An 18,097-nucleotide genomic window follows, 5' to 3' on the forward strand; every position below is an offset into this window, starting at 1 on the left:
AAAAACGAACATTCTTATCCTAAAAAATGTTCATTTTTCTTAAATTATTAATCTAAATCTGGTTTATAGAAGGAACGATTGTCCATAGCAAAGATTTTATTGGTCATCTCTCCTTTATCTACCAAAGCAAGAGCTGTTGACATCATCATCATGCTAGCATCCAGATTGTCAATCATATGGATAATCTCTGCTTCCATAATGCGTGGACGGACTGGACTTCCATACTCAAGTAAGCCGTGGTGACTGAGGATGACGTGACGGAGCAAAACGACTTCTTCCTTGGTATCATCGATACCGAGGTCCATCACTGTCTTAGTAATTTCACTATCAATCAAAGCAATATGCCCAAGAAGATTGCCTCTGACTGTGTACTCGGTCTGGTCTGGCCCAGTCAGCTCGATGACCTTAGCTAAGTCATGCAACATAATCCCCGCATAGAGCAGGCTCTTATTAAGCTGAGGATAGACCTCGCTAATAGCATCTGCCAAGCGCACCATGGTTGCCGTATGATAGGCCAAGCCCGTTTCAAAGGCATGATGGTTGGTCTTGGCAGCTGGATAGGAGTAAAATTCCTTGTCATACTTGGTGTAGAGCTTTCGGACAATTCTTTGCCAGACAGGATTTTCAATTTTGAAAATCATTTGCGACATGTAGTCACGAATTTCCTTGACATCAACTGGTGACTTGACCTTGAAATCAGCTGGATCATTGGGTTCACCAGGTTGAGGCAGGCGGAGAGTAATTTGGTTGACTTGAGGGGTATTGTTATAAACTTCTCGGCGCCCTTTCATGTGGACAACCTTACCTGCGGTAAAAGCCTCAACGTTATGAGGTTGGGCATCCCAGAGCTTCCCTTCAATCTCGCCACTATCATCTTGGAAGGTAAAGGCTAGGTAATTTTTGCCAGCCCGCGTCTGTCTCAGGTCAGCTGCTTTGATTAGGTAAAAGCCTTCAAACAGCTCATCTTTTTTCATGTGACTAATCTTCATATTCTTCCTCATTTTCTTGGAAATGGAGTAGATCAAGCGCAGGCTCACCTTCTGACAACTCAATGTGACGGAGCGTCCGCTCGATAGCTGTGGTACGACGGTTTAATAATTCATCAATATTGCCAGAGGCATGTTGGAGGTGTTTTTGTGCCTTAACCAGAATACCACCAAACTTGCCAAACTCAGTCTTGACACTGGCAAGAGTCTTGCTGATATGGTCGGCACTCTTTTGGATATTGAGGGTTTTAAAGCCAACTGATAGGGAGTTGAGCAGAGCTGACAGGGTACTTGGACCTGCGACAATAATCTGCTCCTCCCGTCTCAAATCATCAAAGAAGACAGGATTGCGGACGATTTCTGAGTAGAGACCTTCTGTCGGAACAAATAAAACTCCAAAATTGGTCGTCCGAGGCGGTGCTATGTACTTGCTCTTGATATCCTTGGCAAAGCGCTTGACGCTTGCTAGGAGGGACTTGCGACAGCGTTCGATTTCATCCTTGTCACCCACTTCATAGGCTTCTTCTAGGCGGTAATAATCTGCCAGTGGAAACTTAGAGTCAATTGGCAGATAGACGTATTCTTGGTCGCCTTGTCCGGGTAACTTGATGGCATACTCCACTCGTTCACTAGAGTTTTCAACCGTTGCGTATTCTCGTTCATACTGGGCAGGGGTCATGATATCTTCAATAATTTGCCCCAGTTGCAATTCTCCCAAAATTCCTCGCGTCTTGGTTCCGGAGAGAACCTTGTTAAGAGCACCGACATCGCGGGCAACAGTCTGCATTTCTCCAAGGCCACGATTGACAGACTCTAATTGCTTGGAAACTGTCTCAAAGGAAGCCTGTAAGCGTGTCTGTAAGGTCTTTTCTAGTTTTTCCTCGACCGTTTGGCGCATTTGTTCCAAGCGTTGCTCATTTGATTCCTGTAAGGCTTGGAGACGTTGGTCGGTCTTGTCTCTAGTTTGTAAGAGATTATCCGTCATTTCTTGACGGACTTGAGTTAGACCTTGGTGCAATTCAATTCGCACCTCTTGCAAACGGTCGCTGACAGCCACTTCCAAGTCTTTCTGGTCTAACTGGCTGGCTTGTCTGGCTTGCTCAAATCGATAATCCAACTGGTCTGACAAGTGATCTGCCTGATCCTCCAAGCTCTTGCTTAAATGTTCCTCCTGTTTATCCTGCCTTTGCCAAATCAGAAAGAGTCCAGCTAGGTTGGCAATTAATAAGAGAACAAGTAAACTTTCCATCCTACCTCCTGTCCTTGCTATGCAGTACGACCACATAGCCATCTGGGCAAGTCACCGAAACTTCCCTATCTATATATTCGTTAGAAGCGTACACTTTTTTAAAGAAAAAATTCTCCTCTGTCAACTCATACTTGGCACCGAGAATGGTCAACTGGCTATCCCGAACCGGCATAAAGGCTAGATAGTCGTAGTCTGAACGGGGATGTAGCTGACTGGTCCCTTCTGGACAATAGGCAATCAAGTTTTGCCCATCCTCAATCTCTATTTGGCGCATATAGGGTGCCAATTTGGGATTGCTAGGCAGAAAGACATTAGCCAGCATATGGTCGATGCGACCACCCAAAGCACCGAAAATAGTGACCTCAGCCTGATGGTTTTGTTCAAAGATTGTCAAAAGAGCCAATTCCAAATCGGTATCATCTTTTTCTGGTCGGGCTTGGACAAAATGCTGGGCACATTTTTGAATTACCTGTCGCTCTTCTTCCGTCACAGAATCAAAATCCCCAACTGCTAGAGCGAGAGGAAGGTTTTCTTCCAAGACCCAGAGCGAGCCTCGATCCACACCAACAAAGCAATCAAAATCAGTCCGATAATGACCACGGTCTCCACCAGCAAAAACAGCAACCCTAGTCCAGTTGTTTTCTGAGAGTTTGTACTCGCTCATTGACATCTCCCTTAAAGACATAGGAACCTGCTACAAAAACAGTCGCACCAGCTTCTTTGGCTTGAGCAATAGTTTGGTCATCAATTCCACCATCCACTTCGATTTCAAAGTTCAAACCTTTTTCCTGACGAAGAGCAACCAACTCACGAATCTTATCCATGGTTTCTGGCAGAAAAGCTTGTCCGCCAAAGCCAGGGTTAACCGTCATGACTAAGACTTGGTCAACAAGGTGAAGGACGTGCTTGATGGCTTCAACTGGTGTACCAGGATTGATAACAACCGATGGTTTGACACCTAAGGAACGAATTTTTTGAAGAGCGCCATGGATATGAGGTGTTGCCTCTACATGGATACTAATGATGTCTGCACCTGCACGCGCAAAGTCTTCTAGATGGTGTTCAGGATTAGAGACCATCAAGTGGCAATCAAAAACCATCTTGCTATGAGGTCGAAGGCTTTCGACTACACCTGCACCAAAGCTGATTTGTGGTACAAAGTGACCATCCATGATATCGATATGGGCGTATTCTGCCCCAGTTGCTTCTAGGCGTTTAATTTCACGTTCAAAGTTGGCATAATCTGCTGCCAGAATTGACGGAGCAATCTTGTATTGAGACATAGGTTTCTCCTTATTTTGGAATTTTTTTGCTGACTTTTTTATAGGTTTCTCTGCGATTTTCAATCTCACTGAGGAATTGCAGATAATTGTCAAAACGGAAGCTGGCAATGGTACCTTCTTCCACTGCTGGCTTGACTGCACAGGACGGCTCATGGGTATGGGTACAAGTGCGAAATTTGCAGTCTCGGCTGACATTGGCAATCTCTGGGAAGGCCTGATTGAGGTCTTCAGCCGTTGATACTTCATAGTCCAAGGATGAAAATCCTGGTGTGTCTGCGATTTTACCCCCATTGAGATTATAAAAACTAACTGCCCGAGTAGTATGGCGACCACGACCCAGACTGTCTGAGATTTCTCCCGTTTCAAGATTAAGGTCAGGCGCAATTTTATTGAGAAGGGTTGATTTTCCAACACCTGTCTGTCCCATAAAGACTGTCACCTTGTTTGTTAATAGTGGCAAAAGCTCCTCTTTACTGGTTACAAAGTCATAGCCAATGTCACCATAAGTCTGTTCATAAAAATCCAGTTCTCCCCTATCTTCCAACAAATCCATTTTAGAAATATAGATGATGGGATGGATGCCCTTGTGCTCCAAAAGAACCAAGAAACGATCCAGCAAATTGCTGTTAAAATCAGGCTCTTTAACGGACATAATTACTACAGCTTGGTCAATATTGACAATAGGTGGACGGACCAGACTATTTTTCCGTTCGTGAATCTTGAGAATATAGCCTTCTGAATTTTCCTCGGCAGAAAAATCTACCCAGTCCCCAACATAGGGTGTGTGACCTTTTTTACGAAAATTCCCACGCGCTCGTGTCTGATAAACCTGGCCCTCACTCTCTACATAGTAGAAGCCTGCCAAGGCTTTAATGATTTGTCCCTGCATCTTAGAGTCCTTGCCCTTTAAGCGCGTCTGCTAGACTGGCGAATTCTTCCAAGCTGAGAGCTTCTCCCCGAACACTTGGTGACAAGCCTGCTTGGTCCAAAGCTTTGGTCAGCTTGTCCTTGACTTCTTCAGTCTTGCCAAAGTAACCTGTCAAGTTATTCCACAAAGTCTTGCGACGGTGAGTGAAACTTGCCTTGGAAACCTTAAAGAAGAAGTTCTCGTCTTCTACCGCAACAGCTGGCTCTGGACGGCGAACCATTTTCAAAATAGCAGAGTCCACATTTGGCGCTGGCACAAAGACCGTACGAGGCACGATAAAGGCAACCTTGGCAGTCATGTAATACTGCACTGCAATCGACAAGCTACCGTAGGCCTTGGTGTTAGGCTGGGCTGAAATGCGGTCCGCCACCTCTTTTTGCATCATGACCACAAACTCACTAAATGGAATCCCACTTTCAATCAAGTGCATGAGAATAGGTGTCGTGATATAGTAAGGCAAATTAGCCACTACCTTGATTGGCAAATCAGGATTTTTGAAATTCTGGATATGTTGCGCCAAATCGACCTTAAGAATATCCTCGTTTACTACAGTCACATTGTCAAAATCACGCAAGGTATCTGCCAAAATCGGTACCAAACGGTGGTCAATCTCAAAGGCCATGACTTCAGCTGCACGCTCTGCCAGAAACTCGGTCAAGGCACCAATACCTGGCCCGATTTCAATGACATTGACCTGGTCATCAATCTCAGCCGTATCCACAATCTTTTGAAGGATATTGGTATCGGTCAAGAAATTTTGTCCGAATGATTTTTTAAAGGTAAAACCGTGACGCTCCAGCACTGCCTTGGTCACGCTATAATCTGCAATTCTCATTTATTCTCTTTTCTATTATCTGTTACTACTATTGTAACACATTCCCCTTACATTTGGGGGCCGCTTAGCTATTCTCATAAGATTTCATAACTTCTTCCACTTCTGCCAAGCTAATCCCAAATAATTCCAAACGTTTGAGGAGTTGTTTGCCGTTGGAATAACCGATACGAAGGTTTTCTCCTAGATATTCTCTGCGTTTTCGGCTATCTGATCCTGCTAGAAAACCAAGACGAATCAAGTCACTACGGCTAATATCAAAGTCACTTTCTGCTTCAAACTGCTCAGTGACTTGTTCTAGTGCTGTTTTCAAGTCTTCGTAACTAGCATGCTCGATTCCCAGTGAACGCCCCTTGGTCTTGGACTTGGGAACAGCTTCATCTCGTTTGAGGAAGGCGTGTTGAACTGTCGGAATGGCCGTCATAATCATGCGCCGAATCCGCTCCCCATTAAAATCTGGGTCTGTAAAGACAATGACTCCATGACGCTGGTGCAAGCGCTGAATCCGCTCTAGATCCTGCTCATTGATGGCGGAACCTCGGGTTTCATAGGTCTCTACATCGAAATAACGTTTGAGATTGGCCGTATCATCGCGCCCTTCAACCACGATGACTTGGGAAATTTTTTCTTTCATTACTTGCTGTCCAATCCAAAAATTCGTTCTGTATTTGCGGTAGTTGCTGCCGCCAGTTCCTCGGTCGTCATCCCACGCAAGTCCGCAATAAAGTCTACTACATAGCGCGTGTAAGCTGTCTTATTTTCACGTCCGCGCTTAGGTACTGGGGCTAAATAAGGCGCATCTGTCTCTACCAAAATCTTATCCAAAGGTAACTCTTTAGCTGCTTCCTGAATATCTGTCGCCTTCTTGAAAGTCACTACTCCAGAAAAGGAAATCGTCATACCAAGCTCGACAAACTTCTCTGCCCACTCAAGCGTCCCTGAAAATGAATGCATAATCCCACCACGTGGACCAACGCCCTCACTCTTGATAATCTCATAGGTATCTTCCAGCGCATCGCGGGTATGGACAACAAAAGGCAAATCCAAGTCCTTAGATAGCTGAATCTGACGGCGAAAAACCTGCTCCTGCACCTCTTTTGGCGCTGTCATCCAGTGATAGTCCAAACCAATCTCACCCAAGGCAATAACTTTTGGATGTTTTAGTTTTTCTAGCAGGTAATTCTCAACTTCCTCTGTGTAGGTTCCTGCCTCTGTCGGATGCCAACCAATAGTCGCGTAAAGTTGGTCATACTCATCTACCAACTCCAAGGCACGCTCAATGGTCGGTTTATCAAAACCAACAATATTCATCTGTGTCACACCCATCTCAGCAGCTAAGGCAACTTCTTCTGCCTCACGACCTGCAAATTCTTCTACATTCAAGTGTGTATGTGTATCAAATATCATCTCTTCTAACCTCGTTTTCTATCTTCTATTATACCAAAAAACTGCACTCTCTCCTCATCTGTACAAAATATTCGAAAATCCATTGTCGTCTCTTGACGCTATTTTTCCAAAGCAGTATAATAACCCTTGTTGAAATTTTCAGAAAAGGAAAGAAAATGCTTACAAAATTAAAATATACCTTTATCGGTCGTCCTCTTAAGTCCTTAACTGAAGGCGAAGGGGGATTACTGGGAAAAATGCAGGCACTAGCCATGTTGTCAAGCGACGCTCTGTCCTCCATCGCCTATGGGCCTGAGCAAGTAGTCCTCGTCTTGGCTAGTCTCTCTCCTCTAGCTATATGGTGGAGCCTTCCTATCGGCCTCTTTGTCCTCCTGCTTCTAGCTAGCCTGACCGTTTCCTACCGTCAAATCATCCATGCCTATCCTCAAGGGGGAGGGGCATATATGGTTACTCGAGAAAATCTATCTCCCGAACTTGGCTTAATAGCTGGAGGTAGTCTTCTGGTTGACTATATGTTGACCGTAGCGGTATCCGTTGCATCTGGAGCTGACGCTATCACAGCAGCTCTTCCTGCTCTTCACCCTTACAACCTCCACATCTCCATTTTTCTGGTTTGCTTGCTCATGCTCTTGAACTTACGAGGCTTAAAAGAATCTGCCAGTTCACTGATGATTCCTGTCTATCTCTTTATCATCAGCACTGTCTTTCTCTTGCTCTATGGAATCTTTCAACTAGTAACTGGTTCTCTCAGCTATCAGGCAACTTCACCTATTGGGCATGCTGTTCCGAGTCTGTCTATCGTTCTCATCCTAAGAGCTTTTACCAGCGGATCTGCCTCTCTGACAGGGGTTGAAGCTATTTCAAATGCTGTTCCCTTTTTCAAGGCTCCAAAAGAAAAGAATGCCGCTCAAACCTTGACCATTATGTCACTGATTTTAGGTTTTCTTTTTGCTGGTATCACCTTCCTAAACTACTGGATGGGGATTATGCCTCAACACGGAGAAACTATTCTTTCACAGATGGCTCAAGGCATCCTTGGCACTTCCTTCTTAGGTCACCTTGGGTATTATATCTTCCAATTCTCCACAGCCTTGATTTTGGCCGTAGCTGCAAATACTGGCTTTTCGGCCTTCCCTATGCTGGCTTACAATATGGCTAAAAACAAATACATGCCCCATCTCTTTATGGAAAAAGGAGACCGCCTAGGCTACTCCAATGGAATTTTAACTCTGGCTTTTGGGGCTATGATTCTTCTTCTCATTTTTAATGGCAATACCGAACGCTTGATTCCTCTTTATACTATCGGGGTCTTCGTTCCCTTCGCCCTATCTCAGACTGGGATGATTCGTCATTGGAAAAAGGAAAAAGGGGCCAACTTCTTAAAACCTGCTCTTGCTAATATCATTGGGGCAATCATTTGCTATGCGATTGTACTAATCCTGCTCTTTTTCCGTCTCAGTGATATCTGGCCTTTCTTCCCGATTATTCTCGTACTCACCCTACTCTTCTTGGCAATTCACAGTCACTACCAAAAAGTAGCCCAACAACTGCGACTCTATGAAGGAATCGAAAAACGTACTTACGACGGCAATCTGGTTCTGGTCCTAGTAGGAAATGTCACCCGAGTCAGCGTCGGAGCCATTAACTACGCTCAAAGTATCGGTGACGAAGTCCTAGCTATGCATATTTCTACCAAGGAGACAGCAGAAAAAGATCAAGAAATTCTCCAAGAATTTGCCGATTACTTCCCAACCATTACTCTAAAAAACATCAAGACCAGCTACCGCGACATCATCACCCCTACTGTCAAGTATGTCAAACGGATTTCCGAGGAAGCTCAGAAAAAGAACTATACAGTCACTGTCCTCGTCCCTCAGTTTATCCCTAATAAACCTTGGCAAAATATCCTACACAATCAGATGAGTCTCAAACTCAAATACGCCCTTCGTTGGCACCAAGACGTCGTTGTCGCTAGCTACTCTTATCACTTAAAAGAATAAAGAAAAGGCCCTACCAGAACCGATAATCGTCTGGTAAGGCTTTTTTTCTGAATCCAGTCACTATGCTTATACTCAATGAAAATCAAAGAGCAAACTAGGAAACTAGCCGCAGGTTGCTCAAAGCACTGCTTTGAGGTTGTAGATAGAACTGACGAAGTCAGTAACCATACCTACGGCAAGGCGACGTTGACGTGGTTTGAAGAGATTTTCGAAGAGTATTAACTGAAAAGCATGACTAGGAACATTATTGAATGTGGTTAGCTAAATCTTCCTGAGCTTTTTTATTTGACTCAGCTTTTTCTTTTAGCCATTTTTCGTAGAGTTCTTGGTACTGTTTAGCAGTTACTGGCTCTTTTTGCAATTCAACATATTTATAGTTGTCCGCATTTCCCTTATGACCAACGAATGAGAATGGACCTGTAAACGGTACAGTCTTACGGAAAATTGGGTTGGCTCCGCCACTTTGAACTGGTAGGAAGAGGGCGCTGTCTGTCAACCAAGCTTGGGCTTCAGCGTATTTTTCATAGCGAGCTTGAGTATCTGTGATTTCAGCGTCAGCCTGATCCAAGAGTTTCTTGTAGTCAGAAAGACCAATCTTGTCCTTAATTTCCTTGTCTTTTCCTTCAGTCAAACCCATGTTTTTCAACTGAGAACCTGTCTCTGGATCAAGGATAGCTAGGTAAGTCTTCGGATCCGAGTAGTCTCCACCCCATCCTGAGACGTCAATATCGTAGTCTTTTTGTTCTGCTGTATCTGCAAAGTAGGTTGCCTGATCTTTTTCATCTGGAGAAAGTTGGATAACATCGATGACAACATTATCCTTACCAAGAGTGGCTTCTACTGTTTGCTTGAGAGAACCAGCCTGTTGCACATCTAGCTTAGCGGTCTGGTCAACTGGCATATCCAAATGAATTGGGAAGGTTACTCCCTGTGCTTGCAGACTTTCTTTGGCCTTAGCAAATCTTTCTTTAGCCTTTTCAGGATTCAAGAAGGCTTGCTTACCATCGTTTAGGTTAATGTTTGCCCAATCTTTACCGTAGTTGACAATTTTCTCATTGACAATATCACCGAAGTTCTTATCACCAACTTGAACAAAGTTACTTGGTATAACCGTGTTACGCAAAATACGGTCTGCTCCATCTTCACCATTTGTCTGCGCTGCATAGGCATGGCGGTCAAAGGCAAAGTTGATAGCCTGACGGAAATCCTTATTTTGCATAGCTGCACGCGAATCTGTCTTTTCCTTATCAGACTGTTTCATAGTCTGCTTGTAGCTTTGACGATTAACGTTGAAAAGATAGTAGAAAGTAACTGAGTTTTGTGGTGTATAGGTAATCTTGTCCTCATTTCCCTTCTTGAGTTCAGCAAATACTGAACTTGTTGGGAAGATACGTCCGTCTGTGTAGTTGCCTTCCAAAAATCCTCTTGTAAGACTATCTTGGTCAGAACCGTCAAAGAACGAGAGCTTCACTTTCTCGATTTTGACATTGTCCTTATCCCAATAGTTAGGATTTTTATCAAATTCAATCAAAGATTTTGATGTGTAGGACTTAAACAAGTAAGGACCATTTGACAAGATACTTGATGGCGTCACACTTCCAAAGTCATCTCCCTTAGACTTCAAGAAAGCTTCGTTTACCGGACTAAGGATACTTGCTGTTGTTTTAGAGTTCCAATAAGTCTCAGGTTGATTAAGGGTGTACTGTAGTGTGTAATCATCCACCGCCTTAACACCAACAGTTGCAAAATCAGATGATTTCCCTTCAACATAGTCTGCTAGCCCTTTGATAGAGTCTTGTACCAAGTACAAGTTTTCAGCCTTTTTATCAGCCGCATACTTGAGACCAGTAACAAAGTCATGAGCTGTTACGTCCGCATACTCTTCTCCTTCAGAAGTGTACCATTTAGCTCCCTGACGGATCTTATAAGTGTAGGTCAAACCATCTTTTGACACTGTCCATGACTCAGCCATAGATGGGATGAGATTGCCATACTGGTCATTTTCCAACAAACCATCAATCAAGTTGGTTGTGATACTAGATGTAGAGTCTCGTGTAGAGGTAATATAATCCAAGGTATCTGGGTTATTGACAAAGATATAAGAGTAAGTCTTGTCTGCATTACTTGATTGAGATGATCCACACGCTGCTAAAGCTAGACCTGCTGTCAAAGCCATAGCTCCAAAAAGCATAACTTTTGATTTCTTCATGATTATTCTCCAATTTTACAGTATGTGAAATATTATACACTATTCAAGCAAAAACATAAAGCTTTTTGTACTTTTTTACAAAAATAAAAATCAGTAGACTCGAGTTCCTACTGATTTTTGATAGAATTCGTTTGGATTATGCAGCCAAAACTTTGCGTCCTTTACGACGACGAGCTGCCAATACGCGACGACCGTTTTTAGTTGACATACGGTTACGGAATCCGTGTTTGCGCGCACGACGAAGTTTACTTGGTTGATAAGTACGTTTCACGATGAATACCTCCTCATAGATTTTGTATTCGTTTAGCCGGCTATAAAGTGATCAGTTACTAAACATACTTTACTATTCTATCTGATTCTTTCGCTTTTGTCAATAGCTCTAGGCAAATGTTTCCAGCTTTTTCGAATGTAAGCCCTATCTACGATACTGTTTCAAGAAACGAGTCATCTTTTCTTGGATTTGGGCTAGTTCATCAACACGAGGAAGGTAAACGATACGGAAGTGGTCTGGCTCCTGCCAGTTGAAGCCTCGACCATGAACCAAGAGAACCTTTTCCTGCTTCAAGAAATTAAGGACAAACTGCTCATCATCATCGATACGGTACATATTGCGGTCGATTTTAGGGAAGATATAAAGCCCAGCCTTTGGTTTAACGGCAGACAAACCTGGAATATCTTGAATGGCATTGTAAATGAAATTTCTTTGCTCGTAAATTCGTCCACCTGGAAGGAGCAATTCATCGACTGATTGGTGACCACCCAAGGAAGTTTGTACGACTTGTTGGGCCAAAACGTTAGAGCAAAGGCGCATATTGGACAGCATATTTAGCCCTTCGATATAGCCTTTAACATGTGTCTTAGGACCAGACAAGACCATCCAACCCACACGGAAACCAGCGATACGATGCGATTTTGACAGACCATTCATGCTGACACAGAAAACATCTGGTGCCAAGCTCGCCACAGGTGTGTGCACATGTCCATCCATGACCATGCGGTCATAGATTTCATCCGCAAAAATAATCAAATCGTTTTGACGGGCAATCTCAATAATCTCCAGCAAGAGTTCCTTAGGATAAAGGGCTCCAGTTGGGTTGTTTGGATTGATAAGGACGATTGCCTTGGTATTAGAAGTGATTTTTGACTTGATATCGTCAATATCTGGATACCATTCTGCAGCTTCATCACAGATATAGTGAACGGCATTTCCTCCAGCTAGGCTAACAGCTGCTGTCCAGAGAGGATAGTCTGGCATAGGTACTAAGACCTCATCCCCATTGTCCAAAAGCCCCTGCATAGACATAACAATCAACTCACTGACTCCATTTCCAAGGTAAATATCATCAATATCTACGTTTGGGAATTTCTTCAATTGGCAATACTGCATGATGGCCTTACGGGCTGAGAAAATCCCTTTGGAGTCAGAATATCCTTCACTATCACGCGCATTCATAATCAAGTCATGAATGACCTCGTCTGGCGCTGTAAATCCAAATTCTGCTGGATTTCCTGTATTCAGACGTAAAATCTTTTCGCCGTTTGCTCGCATCCGCATAGCTTCTTCCAAAACAGGACCACGGATATCATAAGCAACATGCTCTAACTTACTAGACTTGTTATATTCTTTCATCTTGTTTCCTCAATTCATCAGGATAGTAACATTATACCACTAGAAAGAGAATGCGACAAGTTTACTGAAATGTGTTACTAGGTTTGTATAGAAGAAAAACCTCACTAAAAGCGAGGTCAAGACAAGTGAGATAGCAGGAATTCTGCCAAAGACATATCACATACCAAAAGATAAACCTAGAAAAAGCAAGCCTAAAAAGGAATCATAAAGAAGATTGAACATGAGGAAAAGCCCCCATATCATCAAGTAATCTAAGCGTCCACTTCTTTTTGCAACTAGAAATAATAGCAGATGGTAGAGTAGATGAAAGACTAAAAAACCGATAAAACCTGGATAAAGAAGGGGTACCAGTCTCTCTAATTGCCAGAGTATGATAACTTCTACCAAGACCGACACTAGGATAATTCCATAATAAAGGAAATTTGATTTTTTTGATTCTTGAAAAGATTTTTTCATCATTATCCCTCCCCTCACTTCTTTCCTACTATCCTTTCTTTTATTTTATCATATATTTATATAGTTTTTAATCGCTAACATTCTTTTAAAAAATACTTTTTTTGCTTTACTTCTATAGTGAAAAGGTTTACAATTATAGTAAGAAAATTTCAGGAGGTTTCATTATGGCACAACGTTACCAAAATATCATGGTCGCAATCGATGGTTCTAAAGAAGCGGACTTGGCTTTTGTCAAGGGAGTTCATTCTGCTCTACGAAACGACGCTAAACTCACCATCGCACATGTCATTGACACACGCGCTCTCCAAAGTGTATCCACCTTTGATGCTGAAGTTTACGAAGAACTCCAAGTCGATGCTGAAAGTCTGATGAAAGAGTACGAAAAACGTGCTAAAGATGCTGGTGTGGCGGATATTCACATCGTCATTGAAATGGGAAATCCAAAGACCCTCTTGGCACGTACTATTCCAGACGCTGAGGAAGTGGACCTCATCCTCGTTGGCGCAACTGGTCTCAACGCCTTTGAACGCCTCTTGGTCGGCTCTTCATCTGAATACATTCTCCGCCATGCTAAGGTCGATTTGCTGGTGGTGAGAGAACAAGAAAAAACATTATAATCACCAAGAAAAGGAGCTTAGAGCTCCTTTTCTTATTTTTGTCTTTCTTTATGGCGTTCATAAGCCTTGAGCTGACGCTGCAGTTCCTTTTTGATAGCAGGTTCTGGAGCATACTTTTCTTCCCAATCATCTGGCTTTAAGATTTTGTGGGTCACTGGATCAAAATGAGCCTTGCCATCTGGGAAAATTTTCCCCATATTAGCCTGATGGACAATATCAAAAATACGTTCTGGGTCCACCCCCATCAAGACAAAACTACCATAGGTGAAATAAAGTGTATCAATCAAGGCATCCACCTGGCCTATCAAATCTTGCTGGGCAGGCGTCTTCTTAGCTACTTTATCTGCTGCCTTATCAAGAGCTTGATGAAGTTGCGATACAGCTTGACCAAAATCCTCTTCAGAAGAGCTGGCAGCTCTAACAAACTCCACCAATTCTTCTATTTTAAAGCCAGCCCTGTGGGTTGCACCTTCTAAATCCCAAGCTCGAGGTTCTTCTTGGGTCCGTTCATCCATCATGTGATGGAAGGTCTTGACCTTATTGAAATGATAGTCACGGCTGACAAAGACTTTTTCTGAAGCCAGAACACCAAAATGTTCCAAGGCCTTGTGAATTCCGTCTTGCTGATTGCTGGTAGTGATGTGCTTGGCAACTTCCTTGACACTGCTACTACCATTTCCCATAGCGACCGACATACCGACACCTGCCAGCATTTCTAGGTCGTTATCTGAGTCACCAAAGGCCATCACTTGGTTGAGGTCAAAGCCATATTCCTTCCCAACTCGGCGAATGCCTTCCAATTTAGAGTTTCCTTGATTGATGACATCCGCTGCAAAAGGATTGCTACGTGTCAATTTCAAGTCTTGAAAATCAGTTGCTGCCTTCTCAGACTCTTCGGGCGTCATCAGCATCAAAACTTGGTAGATAGGCTGATTCATCAGGTGAAGCAGGTCTTCCTCCTTTTGGGGAACAACCTTGCTGACCATACGATTAAAGGAATGACTCACCGTCCGAGTTAAAACAGAGGGAACGAAGCGACTGATTCGTTGGGAAAAAGAACCCAGACCAAAAGACATGATTTTGGAACCCAGCATGGCATCCTTGGTCCCTAGGGCAATCTCCTTGCCCTCTTTTTTAGCATACGAAATGAGATGGCGCAAATGTAACTTGGAAATAGGGCTCGTGAACAAGACTCTTTCTTTATTAAAGATATACTGGCCATTGTAGGTTACCGCAAAATCCAGATCCAAATCGTCCATCAATTCCTTAACAAAAAAAGGTCCTCGTCCTGTCGCTACACCAACTAGCACCCCTTGCTCTTTGACAATCTTAATCGCGTCCTTAGTGGATTTCAAAACACTCTTGCGATCGTTTACCAAGGTTCCATCGATATCAAAAAAAACAGCTTTGACTTCCATCCTATCCCAATCTCCCCTTTTGTGATACAATGATTATACCACATTTCAGAAAGAGTGAGTAAATCATGCCTAAGAAAATCCTTGTTTTACATACGGGTGGGACTATTTCCATGCAGGCCGATGCTTCTGGCGCTGTTGTGACGAGTTCAGATAATCCCATGAACCATGTGTCCAATCCTCTGGAGGGAATCCAAGTTCACGCCTTAGACTTTTTTAACCTGCCAAGCCCCCATATCAAACCCAAGCATATGCTGGCCCTCTACCAAAAAATCAAAGAGGAAGCTGCTAACTACGATGGGGTGGTGATTACACACGGGACCGATACATTAGAGGAAACTGCCTATTTCCTTGATACCATGGAAGTTCCCCACATGCCTATCGTTCTAACAGGTGCCATGCGTAGCTCCAACGAACTCGGCAGTGACGGTGTTTATAATTATCTGAGTGCTTTGCGGGTGGCTAGCGATGACAAGGCTGCTGACAAAGGGGTTTTAGTCGTTATGAACGATGAAATCCACGCCGCCAAGTATGTTACCAAAACACATACGACCAATGTTAGTACTTTTCAGACTCCTACCCACGGCCCCCTTGGTCTCATCATGAAACAGGAAATACTCTACTTCAAAACAGCTGAACCTCGTGTTCGCTTTGACCTTGATCACATACAAGGCTTAGTACCTATCATCTCAGCTTATGCTGGTATGACAGATGAGCTGATTGATATGCTGGATTTGGAACAATTGGACGGTTTGATTATCCAAGCCTTCGGAGCGGGCAATATTCCCAAGGAAACGGCTCAAAAATTAGAAAACCTTCTGCAAAAAGGAATCCCAGTCGCCCTGGTTTCACGATGCTTTAACGGTATTGCTGAACCTGTTTATGCCTACCAAGGTGGGGGCGTGCAGTTGCAAAAGGCAGGCGTCTTCTTTGTTAAAGAACTCAACGCCCAAAAAGCCCGCTTGAAACTCCTCATTGCCCTCAATGCTGGACTAACAGGGCAGGCTTTGAAAGACTATATGGAAGGCTAATACTCTTCGAAAATCTCTTCAAACCACGTCAGCTTCACCTTGCCGTACTCAAGTATATCCTGCAGCTAGCTTCTAGTTTGCACTTTGATTTTCATTGAGTATAATTCTCTTCTCTAAAAACAAATCAGGAAATCTTCACGATTCCCTGATTTTTTTCTATTTACGTTTTCGTGTTGAGCGACGTTCTGTCAAACCATGAGGTAAGAGAACTTCACGTTCTTCCAACTCTTCCTTGTGCATAATCTTAGTCAGCATACGCATACTAATAGCGCCAAGGTCATAAAGAGGTTGGGCAATAGTTGTCAAGTTTGGACGGGTAAAGCGAGAGACTTGCGAATCATCACTAGTAATGATTTCAAACTCTTCTGGCACAGACACACCGTGATCAGCCAAACCATTCAAGACACCTGCTGCCAATTCATCACCTGTTACAACCGCTGCAGTTGCGTTTGATGAAATCAAGCGTTCTGCCAAGGCATAGCCATCTTCATAAGTGTATTTAGACTCAAATACCAATCCTTCGCTATAAGAAATACCTGCTTTTTTCAAGGCTTCCTTGTAGCCAACCAAACGAACCTTACCATTGATATCATCCACTAGCGGACCGCTTACGAAAGCAATGCGCTCATTTTCTTTAGCAAGGTAGCTCACTGCATCAATCGTAGCTTGTTTGTAGTCAATATTGACACTTGGAAGTTGATGTTCTACATCCACAGTTCCTGCAAGAACAACTGGTGTCCGAGAACGAGAAAACTCTGAACGAATTTTTTCAGTCAAGTGGTAGCCCATAAAAATGATACCATCCACTTGCTTAGAAAACAGGGTATTGACAACTGAAACTTCCTTGTCATCATCCTCATCACTATTAGCAAGGACGATATTGTACTTGTACATTTCAGCGATATCATCAATCCCTTTAGCAAGCGTTGAGAAATAGCCATTAGTAATATTTGGGATTACGACACCGACAGTGGTTGTCTTTTTACTTGCAAGACCACGCGCCACTGCATTTGGACGGTAATCCAAACGGTCAATCACCTCAAGCACTTTTTTACGAGTATTCTCTTTTACATTCTTATTGCCATTGACTACACGGCTAACCGTCGCCATTGAAACTCCTGCTTCACGGGCGACATCATAAATCGTTACTGTATCGTCTGTATTCATTCCATTTCCTTTCTATTTCATACCTCACGAGACCTCTAAAAAAGAGACGGTATGAAAATTTCGTTTTCATGATTCTACTTATTCCATTTTATCACTAATTGTAAACACTTTCAAGTATTTTTTGAAGATTGTTTGAAAAAAATTTCATAGGGTAACTTCTCAAAGTAACTTCCACTTGTCTGACCAAAGTGGAAGTTAGTCTAAAACGAATTTTTATGGTGGAATTAAGTATGAGACGTTTGAGTTAGAAATGAGGTCTACTATGACAAAACATAAACATCTTACCCTTTCAGACCGTAATGATATCCAACTAGGTTTAGAGCGCGGTGAAACCTTCAAAGTTATTGGCCAACTTATTCTAAAAGACCCGATCACTGTTTCTAAAGAAGTCAAACGAAACAGACAAATTAGAGACTCTACCTCTAGCAACCTTCCTTGCCCTCTACTCGATAAGGCTCCCTTTGTCTGTAATGGGTGCCCTAAAAGAAGGCAAAATTGTGGCTATCAGAAAATCTTCTACCTCGCTAAACAAGCTCAAAAACAATACGAACAAACTCTTATCGAAGCTCGTGAAGGAACTCCCCTTAATTCTCAGACTTTCTGGGACATGGATAAAATCATTTCTGATGGCGTTAAAAAGGGACAACACATCTATCATATCCTCAAAACTCATAACCTTGATGTTATTCCTCAACTGTCTATCGACACATCCGAAAAGGTTACCTGTCTATCGCTCCGATTGATTTAGCCAGAGCCGTTAAATTTAAAGAGAGAAGAAAAAGTAAGCTACCTTCCATCCCTAAAGAATTGAAAAAAGGGCGTTCCTATGAGGATTTCCAAAATTATTTGGCCCTTAAGCAACTGAATTACTGGCTGGAAATGGACAC

18 protein-coding genes and 1 pseudogene are annotated in these 18,097 nt (G+C 43.0%); 5 read left to right on the forward strand and 14 right to left on the reverse strand.

Going from position 1 to position 18,097, the window contains the following annotated elements:
- Positions 1-47 precede the first annotated feature (47 nt).
- From M1F37_RS05260 to M1F37_RS05295, 8 genes are all read right to left on the reverse strand, one after another.
- Entirely contained in the window at positions 48-989 is a 942-nt protein-coding gene (locus M1F37_RS05260; protein ID WP_247935010.1) for a 3'-5' exoribonuclease YhaM family protein, read from the reverse strand.
- Positions 979-2,235 carry a DNA recombination protein RmuC gene (gene rmuC / locus M1F37_RS05265; RefSeq protein WP_247935011.1) on the reverse strand — a complete coding sequence of 419 codons (1,257 nt, stop codon included), beginning with the start codon at positions 2,233-2,235 and terminating at the stop codon, positions 979-981. The genes M1F37_RS05260 and rmuC overlap by 11 nt, the downstream gene beginning before the upstream one ends.
- A gap of 1 nt (position 2,236) precedes the next feature.
- The gene (locus M1F37_RS05270) at positions 2,237-2,899 is read right to left on the reverse strand and encodes a thiamine diphosphokinase (protein WP_247935012.1); all 663 of its coding nucleotides are present in this window, start codon (positions 2,897-2,899) and stop codon (positions 2,237-2,239) included.
- Positions 2,862-3,518 carry a ribulose-phosphate 3-epimerase gene (rpe, locus tag M1F37_RS05275; RefSeq protein ID WP_247935013.1) on the reverse strand — a complete coding sequence of 219 codons (657 nt, stop codon included), beginning with the start codon at positions 3,516-3,518 and terminating at the stop codon, positions 2,862-2,864. The genes M1F37_RS05270 and rpe overlap by 38 nt, the downstream gene beginning before the upstream one ends.
- 10 nt (positions 3,519-3,528) lie before the next feature.
- A complete protein-coding gene (gene rsgA, locus M1F37_RS05280; protein WP_247935014.1) occupies positions 3,529-4,407 on the reverse strand; it encodes a ribosome small subunit-dependent GTPase A in 879 nt (292 codons plus the stop codon).
- Position 4,408: 1 nt separating this feature from the next.
- Positions 4,409-5,281 (reverse strand): 16S rRNA (adenine(1518)-N(6)/adenine(1519)-N(6))-dimethyltransferase RsmA, encoded by an 873-nt coding sequence (rsmA, locus tag M1F37_RS05285; protein WP_001216839.1) that lies wholly within the window; start codon positions 5,279-5,281, stop codon positions 4,409-4,411.
- A gap of 64 nt (positions 5,282-5,345) precedes the next feature.
- The gene (rnmV, locus tag M1F37_RS05290; RefSeq protein WP_247935015.1) at positions 5,346-5,912 is read right to left on the reverse strand and encodes a ribonuclease M5; all 567 of its coding nucleotides are present in this window, start codon (positions 5,910-5,912) and stop codon (positions 5,346-5,348) included.
- Complete coding sequence (locus M1F37_RS05295) at positions 5,912-6,685, reverse strand: TatD family hydrolase (protein ID WP_247935016.1); 774 nt, start codon at positions 6,683-6,685, stop codon at positions 5,912-5,914. The genes rnmV and M1F37_RS05295 overlap by 1 nt, the downstream gene beginning before the upstream one ends.
- A gap of 155 nt (positions 6,686-6,840) precedes the next feature.
- On the opposite strand from M1F37_RS05295, the gene M1F37_RS05300 reads away from it, so the two are divergent.
- Both M1F37_RS05300 and M1F37_RS05305 read left to right on the forward strand, forming a co-directional pair.
- Entirely contained in the window at positions 6,841-8,685 is a 1,845-nt protein-coding gene (locus M1F37_RS05300; protein ID WP_247935017.1) for an APC family permease, read from the forward strand.
- A 75-nt stretch (positions 8,686-8,760) separates the two neighbouring features.
- On the forward strand, positions 8,761-8,907 hold the full coding sequence (locus M1F37_RS05305) for a hypothetical protein (RefSeq protein ID WP_023941542.1): 147 nt from the start codon (positions 8,761-8,763) through the stop codon (positions 8,905-8,907).
- A 22-nt stretch (positions 8,908-8,929) separates the two neighbouring features.
- Here the strand turns inward: M1F37_RS05305 and M1F37_RS05310 are convergent, their stop codons facing one another.
- From M1F37_RS05310 to M1F37_RS05325, 4 genes are all read right to left on the reverse strand, one after another.
- Positions 8,930-10,894, reverse strand: coding sequence for a peptide ABC transporter substrate-binding protein (locus M1F37_RS05310; RefSeq protein ID WP_247935018.1), 1,965 nt, complete (start codon positions 10,892-10,894; stop codon positions 8,930-8,932).
- A gap of 136 nt (positions 10,895-11,030) precedes the next feature.
- On the reverse strand, positions 11,031-11,165 hold the full coding sequence (gene rpmH / locus M1F37_RS05315; RefSeq protein ID WP_000831905.1) for a 50S ribosomal protein L34: 135 nt from the start codon (positions 11,163-11,165) through the stop codon (positions 11,031-11,033).
- A 144-nt stretch (positions 11,166-11,309) separates the two neighbouring features.
- Positions 11,310-12,524: a pyridoxal phosphate-dependent aminotransferase gene (locus M1F37_RS05320; protein ID WP_000666457.1), complete on the reverse strand. Its 1,215-nt coding sequence runs from the start codon at positions 12,522-12,524 to the stop codon at positions 11,310-11,312.
- Positions 12,525-12,680: 156 nt separating this feature from the next.
- Positions 12,681-12,983, reverse strand: coding sequence for a hypothetical protein (locus tag M1F37_RS05325; RefSeq protein WP_247935019.1), 303 nt, complete (start codon positions 12,981-12,983; stop codon positions 12,681-12,683).
- Between the two features lie 161 nt (positions 12,984-13,144).
- Between M1F37_RS05325 and M1F37_RS05330 the strand changes: the two genes are divergently transcribed.
- Complete coding sequence (locus M1F37_RS05330) at positions 13,145-13,597, forward strand: universal stress protein (protein ID WP_049541063.1); 453 nt, start codon at positions 13,145-13,147, stop codon at positions 13,595-13,597.
- Positions 13,598-13,629: 32 nt separating this feature from the next.
- Here M1F37_RS05330 and M1F37_RS05335 read toward each other — a convergent pair whose 3' ends face one another.
- Positions 13,630-15,015, reverse strand: a complete 1,386-nt coding sequence (locus M1F37_RS05335) for a Cof-type HAD-IIB family hydrolase (RefSeq protein ID WP_247935020.1) — start codon at positions 15,013-15,015, stop codon at positions 13,630-13,632.
- Positions 15,016-15,080: 65 nt separating this feature from the next.
- Here M1F37_RS05335 and M1F37_RS05340 point away from each other — a divergent pair, with 65 nt between their 5' ends.
- Positions 15,081-16,043 carry an asparaginase gene (locus M1F37_RS05340; protein WP_247935021.1) on the forward strand — a complete coding sequence of 321 codons (963 nt, stop codon included), beginning with the start codon at positions 15,081-15,083 and terminating at the stop codon, positions 16,041-16,043.
- Between the two features lie 156 nt (positions 16,044-16,199).
- Here M1F37_RS05340 and ccpA read toward each other — a convergent pair whose 3' ends face one another.
- Complete coding sequence (gene ccpA, locus M1F37_RS05345) at positions 16,200-17,210, reverse strand: catabolite control protein A (RefSeq protein ID WP_247935022.1); 1,011 nt, start codon at positions 17,208-17,210, stop codon at positions 16,200-16,202.
- Positions 17,211-17,472: 262 nt separating this feature from the next.
- Here ccpA and M1F37_RS05350 point away from each other — a divergent pair.
- Positions 17,473-18,097, forward strand: a pseudogene (locus tag M1F37_RS05350) (helix-turn-helix domain-containing protein); the annotation flags it as partial.

This window comes from Streptococcus mitis, from assembly GCF_023109105.1.
GTDB lineage: Bacteria > Bacillota > Bacilli > Lactobacillales > Streptococcaceae > Streptococcus > Streptococcus mitis_BW.